The 5,136-nt window shown below is 68.4% G+C and carries 6 protein-coding genes; all 6 read left to right on the top strand.

Translation table 11 applies throughout. The features are described 5' to 3' along the window. Positions 1 to 170 precede the first annotated feature (170 nt). The 6 genes from AUP43_RS06340 to AUP43_RS06315 all read left to right on the top strand — a co-directional run bounded on the left by AUP43_RS06340 (position 171) and on the right by AUP43_RS06315 (position 5,029). Complete coding sequence (locus AUP43_RS06340; RefSeq protein ID WP_067553944.1) at positions 171 to 935, top strand: SDR family NAD(P)-dependent oxidoreductase; 765 nt, start codon at positions 171 to 173, stop codon at positions 933 to 935. 70 nt (positions 936 to 1,005) lie between these two features. After that, positions 1,006 to 1,269: an acyl carrier protein gene (locus AUP43_RS06335; RefSeq protein WP_067553941.1), complete on the top strand. Its 264-nt coding sequence runs from the start codon at positions 1,006 to 1,008 to the stop codon at positions 1,267 to 1,269. Next, positions 1,269 to 2,546 (top strand): ANL family adenylate-forming protein, encoded by a 1,278-nt coding sequence (locus AUP43_RS06330; protein ID WP_067553939.1) that lies wholly within the window; start codon positions 1,269 to 1,271, stop codon positions 2,544 to 2,546. The genes AUP43_RS06335 and AUP43_RS06330 overlap by 1 nt, the downstream gene beginning before the upstream one ends. Next, positions 2,543 to 3,250 carry an SDR family NAD(P)-dependent oxidoreductase gene (locus AUP43_RS06325; RefSeq protein ID WP_067553936.1) on the top strand — a complete coding sequence of 236 codons (708 nt, stop codon included), beginning with the start codon at positions 2,543 to 2,545 and terminating at the stop codon, positions 3,248 to 3,250. Before AUP43_RS06330 ends, AUP43_RS06325 begins: the two co-directional genes overlap by 4 nt. Continuing rightward, a complete protein-coding gene (locus AUP43_RS06320; protein WP_067553933.1) occupies positions 3,251 to 4,282 on the top strand; it encodes a hypothetical protein in 1,032 nt (343 codons plus the stop codon). 24 nt (positions 4,283 to 4,306) lie between these two features. Next, positions 4,307 to 5,029 (top strand): cytidylyltransferase domain-containing protein, encoded by a 723-nt coding sequence (locus tag AUP43_RS06315; protein ID WP_067553930.1) that lies wholly within the window; start codon positions 4,307 to 4,309, stop codon positions 5,027 to 5,029. Positions 5,030 to 5,136: the final 107 nt, after the last annotated feature.

Genomic DNA, 5,136 nt, shown 5'->3' with positions numbered 1-5,136 from the left:
TGACCTCACCCTGAGGAGCCGGCGCCAAATCCTTTTGGGGCCGGCGTCTCGAAGGGGATGGCGGCAGCATGAACCGCATATCAGCTCCCCCATTGGGCCGATGGCGTGCCTCGCTGCCCTCCCCTACACTCCGGCCATCAAACTGAAACACGACACAAGAAAGACCGAACATGGATCTGGGGTTGAAGGGCAAGAAGGCCGTCGTCACCGGCGGTACGCGCGGCATCGGCCGGGCCATCGTCGATATCCTGGCCGCCGAGGGCTGCGACGTGGCCTTCTGCGCGCGCAAGGAAGATGAGGTGAAGGCGACCGAACAGGCCATCTCCGCCACCGGCGCGACGGCCTATGGCGGCATAGCCGATGTCGGCGACAGCGACAGCATCCGCGGCTTCGTCGCCGATGCGGCGGCGAAGCTGGGCGGCATAGATATCCTCGTCGCCAATGTCAGCGCCATGGGCGGCGGCAATGAGGAGAGCGCCTGGCGCGCCAGCGTCGAGGTGGACATCATGGGCACCATGCGCACGGTGGAAGCCGCCCTGCCGTTCCTGGAAAAGGCCGGCAACGGCGCCATCGTCGCCATCTCCAGCGTGTCGGGCATCGAGATTTCCGCCGACACCGTGCGCTCCTACAACACGGTGAAGGCGGCGGTCATCGCCTATATGTCGAATCTCGCCAAGGTGCATGCCGGCAAAGGCATCCGCGCCAACACCGTCTCGCCCGGCACGATCTATTTCGAAGGCGGCGTGTGGGGCCGCACCAAGATCAACGATCCGGCGCGCTACGAGCATTTCCTGAAAAAGAACCGCGCCGGCCGCATGGGCACGCCGGAAGAGGTCGCCCGCGCCGCCGTATTCCTGGCAAGCCCGGCCGCAAGCTTCGTCTCCGGCGCCAACCTCGTGGTAGACGGCGCCTACACCAACCGCATCCAGTTCTAGGACGGCGGCATTCCCCCTCCTGGCGGATGCCGGTATAAGGGACCGACCGTCACCGTCAGGAGCCTCGCGCATGACCCCGATCCGGCAAACCATCCTCGCCACCTATGCCGAGGTGGTGGAGAGCCAGAGCGGGGCGCGGCCGGCGGCACTGCCGGACGACGGCGCGGTGCTGCTGGAAAGCGGCCTGGATTCGCTGGGCTTCGCCATATTGGTGACCCGGCTGGAGGAATCGTTCGGCTTCGACCCGTTCGTGGAATCGAGCGAGGCCTACTACCCCGTCACCTTCGGCGATTTCATCGGTTTCTACGAGGCGCACGCCGCCAAGAGGGGCTGATGCTGCGCGCCGCACTGCGATCCCGTCCGGCCGACAGTCCGGTCTTCCTGCACAAGGGCGAGACGGTCCGCGCCGGCGCGCTGACGCGGACCGCCGCCGGTGGCCGGGTGGCGCTGCGGCTGGACGATCCGCTGGCGCTGGCCCGCGCCATCCTGGCGCTGGATGGCGTCGCGGAACGGGTGCTGCTGCTGCCCTCTTTGCCCGACGACATAATCGCCGCGCTGATGGCCCAGGCCGGCATCGACCGGCTGATCCGCTCGGAGTCGGAGAATATTCCTGGCGACGGAGAAGTCGAGACCGACTGGATCCTCGCCACCTCCGGCACCACCGGCACGCCGAAGCTGGTGCGCCATTCCCTGGCCTCCCTCACCCGCCTCACACGCCTCGCCGGGCCGGACAGGGGCGGAGGTCCGCGCTGGGGGCTGCTGTACGATCTGACGCGCTTCGCCGGCCTGCAGGTGTTCCTGCAGGCGCTGCTGGGCGGCACCCCGCTGATCCTGACCGATGGGCGCGATCCGCTGCCGCAACGGGTTGCCGAGCTGGCGGCGGCCGGCTGCACCGCTTTGTCGGCCACGCCCACCCTATGGCGCAAGCTGCTGATGACGCCGGGCGCGGAAACGCTGCCGCTGCGGCAGGTCACGCTGGGCGGCGAGATCGTCGATTCGGCGATCCTGGCGGCGCTGCGCGAGCGCTATCCGGCGGCGCGCATCACTCATGTCTATGCCTCGACCGAGGCCGGCGCGGCCTTCTCGGTGACCGACGGCGCGGTCGGCTTTCCCGCCTTCTACCTGGCCGAACCACCCAAGGGCGTCGCGCTGGCAATCCGCGAGGGCCGGCTGTTCGTCCGCAACACGCTGGTCGATCCGGCTTATCTCGGCGGCGAGAGGCGCTTCGCCGATGCGCAGGGCTACGTCGATACCGGCGATTCGGTTATCCTGTCCGGCGACAGGGTCTATTTCGCGGGGCGCGAGGATGGCTGCATCAATGTCGGCGGCAACAAGGTCCATCCCGAGGAGGTCGAAGCCGTGCTGCTGAGCCATCCGCAGGTGGCGCTGGCCCGTGTGGCCGCCCGCCGAAACCCGATCACCGGTCAGATCGTCACCGCCGACATCGTGCCGGCCACGCCGCCCGCCGACCCAGCCGCCCTGCGCAAATCCATCGAGGCGCATTGCGCGGGCCGGCTGGAGCCGTTCAAGCGCCCGGCGCTGATCCGCCTGGTCGAGGATCTCAATATCGGCGCCAGCGGCAAGCTCGCCCGCAGCGGGAGCGGCGCATGAGGAATGTGCTGATCACCGGCGGCGGCCGGGGCATCGGCCGCGCCATCACCGAGCGGCTGCTGGCGGATGGCTACCGGCCCATCGTGGTTTCACGCACCGCACCCGCGGGGTTGCCCGAGGGGGTGGACGCGCCATTCCATGCCCACGATCTGGCGGATGTGGAGGGCATCCATGCGCTGGTCACCGGCATCGTGAAGGAACACGGCCCGCTCTACGGGCTGGTGAACAATGCCGGCATCGGGCTGGACGGCGCGCTGGCGACCCAGCATCTGAGCGATATCGAGCGCGTGTTGCGGGTCAATCTTCTGGCGACCATCGCCCTCACCAAATCGGCCTGCCGGGGCATGATGAGCCGGGGCGAAGGGCGCATCGTCACCCTGTCCTCGATCATCGCCCGCACCGGCTTTTCCGGCCTGTCGGCCTATGCCGCCTCCAAGGCCGGACTGGAAGGATTCAGCCAGTCGCTGGCGCGCGAGCTGGGGCCGATGGGCATCACCGTGAATTGCGTCGCCCCCGGTTTCGTGGAGACCGGCATGACCGAGGGGCTGCAAGGCGAGAAGCTGGCCGCCATCAAGCGGCGCAGCCCGCTGGGCGGCCTGGCGCAGGGCGCGGACGTGGCCGGCGCGGTCGCCTATCTGCTCGGCCCCGACGCGGCGCGCGTCACCGGCACGGTGCTGACCGTGGATGCCGGCAGCACGGCCTAGATGGAGCGCCCGGCCCTCGCCCTGGTGACGCGGGAGGAGCGCGACGATCTGCGCGCCTTCATCCGCGATTCCTGGCGGGCCGACCATGCCTTCGTCACCTCCCCGGAAATGCTGGACTGGCAGCATTTGTCGGCCGATGGCGAGCGCTACAGCTTCGTCGCGGCGCGCATCGGCGGCCGGATCGAAGGCATTCTTGGATTCATCCCGCAACATCACTTCGACCCACAAATAGCTGAATTATCACAAATCTTTCCATGCTTCTGGAAGACCACGGAAAGCCCGTCCGTCGCCGGGCTGGGCATGCTGCTGGTGAACTGGATGCGCCAGGCGCTGAAGCCACGCTTCATCGGCGCCATCGGCCTGACGCTGGCGGTGGAGCCGATCTACCGGGCCATGAACTATGCGCTGGGCGCGCTCGACCATCATCTGCTGTTCGACCCCGCGCGCCGCGATTACCGCATCGCCGTCGGCGTGCCGGACGCCCTGCCGACGCCGGCTGAATCCGGCCTGCTCCTGGTGCCGCTGGACGAGGCGGCGCTGATGGCCCTGCCCGCTTCCGTGGATCGCTGCTTCGCCGGCATCGTGCCGACAAAATCGCGGCTGCATCTGGCCCGGCGCTATCTGCGCCATCCCTTCTACCGCTACCGGCTGTACGGCGTGGCGGAGGGTGGCGATATTCGGGGCTTCCTCGTCTTCCGGCTGGCCGAGGCAGCGGGTTCGTCGGTGCTGCGCCTGGTGGACCTGGTCGGGCCTGACCGGCTGCTGGCCGCGCCGCTGCCGGGGCTGCTGCGCGAGAGCGGCGCGGAATATGTCGATTTTTACAGCCACGGGGTCGATCCGGCGGCATTGGCCGCCGCCGGCTTTCTCGACCGGCACGCGACGCCCGGCCTGATCGCCCCGCATTATTTCGAACCCTATCGCCAAGCCAACCAGGAAATCGCCTACAGCTACAAGCAATTCGGCGAACCACAAGGGCGTGTGCGGCTGGTGCGCGGCGACAGCGACCAGGACCGTCCCAATCTGCTACCCTAGGGGAAAATTCCGGGGAGACAGCGCATGACCGCCAAGACCGCCTGCATCGTCCAGGCCCGCATGGGCTCCACAAGGCTGCCCGGCAAGGTGCTGAAGGATCTCGCCGGCTGGAGCGTGCTGCGCCATGTGCTGACCCGCTGCCAGGCGATCCCGGGCGTTGACGTCGTGGTCTGCGCCACGGTGGACACGCCGGACTGCGATGCGGTGGCGGTCGAGGCTGAAGCTTGCGGCGCCACCGTTTTTCGCGGTTCGGAAAGCGACGTGCTGGGCCGCTATCTGGGCGCGGCGCGGCTGGTCGAGGCGGAGACGATCATCCGGGTGACCAGCGACTGCCCACTGATCGACCCCGAGGTCAGCGGCGGCACGCTGGCGGTGTTCCATGCCACCGGCGTCGCCTATGCCAGCAACACCCACCGCGAGGCGCGCTGGCCGAAGGGGCTGGATACCGAGGTGTTCAGCCGCGAGGCGCTGGAAATGGCCGCCGCCCGCGCCGAGAGCGACTATGAGCGCGAGCATGTCACCCCCTGGATCATCCGCCATCCGATCCTGCCCAAGGAGCATCACCTGGCGCCGCACGGCCTGCCCGCCGGGCGCTGGACGCTCGACCATCCGGAGGATTACGCCTTCTTCCAGGCGCTGTACCAACATCTGCCGCCCCCGCCCCACCGCGCCGGCTGGCGCGACGTCCAGGCCGTGCTCGACGCCCATCCGGGCATCGCCGCCATCAACGCCCATCTGGGGCTGTAAGACGACGGCGCTCGGATGCTGGCGCTGTTTTTCGCCGGTGATTTCCTCCAAGTCGTCTTCCCACTCCGCCGGTCATTCCCGGCCTTGTGCCGGGAATCCAAGGTTCA

This window comes from Oceanibaculum pacificum, from assembly GCF_001618175.1.
GTDB classification, from domain to species: Bacteria; Pseudomonadota; Alphaproteobacteria; order Oceanibaculales; family Oceanibaculaceae; genus Oceanibaculum; species Oceanibaculum pacificum.
This window is presented reverse-complemented; position numbering and strand designations above follow the sequence as displayed.

What these genes read in the sequence shown, in the direction of transcription:
- AUP43_RS06340 (WP_067553944.1), top strand. Translation starts at nt 171, where the DNA reads ATGGATCTGGGGTTGAAGGGCAAGAAGGCCGTCGTCACCGGCGGTACG.
- AUP43_RS06335 (WP_067553941.1), top strand. Translation starts at nt 1,006, where the DNA reads ATGACCCCGATCCGGCAAACCATCCTCGCCACCTATGCCGAGGTGGTG.
- AUP43_RS06330 (WP_067553939.1), top strand. Translation starts at nt 1,269, where the DNA reads ATGCTGCGCGCCGCACTGCGATCCCGTCCGGCCGACAGTCCGGTCTTC.
- AUP43_RS06325 (WP_067553936.1), top strand. Translation starts at nt 2,543, where the DNA reads ATGAGGAATGTGCTGATCACCGGCGGCGGCCGGGGCATCGGCCGCGCC.
- AUP43_RS06320 (WP_067553933.1), top strand. Translation starts at nt 3,251, where the DNA reads ATGGAGCGCCCGGCCCTCGCCCTGGTGACGCGGGAGGAGCGCGACGAT.
- AUP43_RS06315 (WP_067553930.1), top strand. Translation starts at nt 4,307, where the DNA reads ATGACCGCCAAGACCGCCTGCATCGTCCAGGCCCGCATGGGCTCCACA.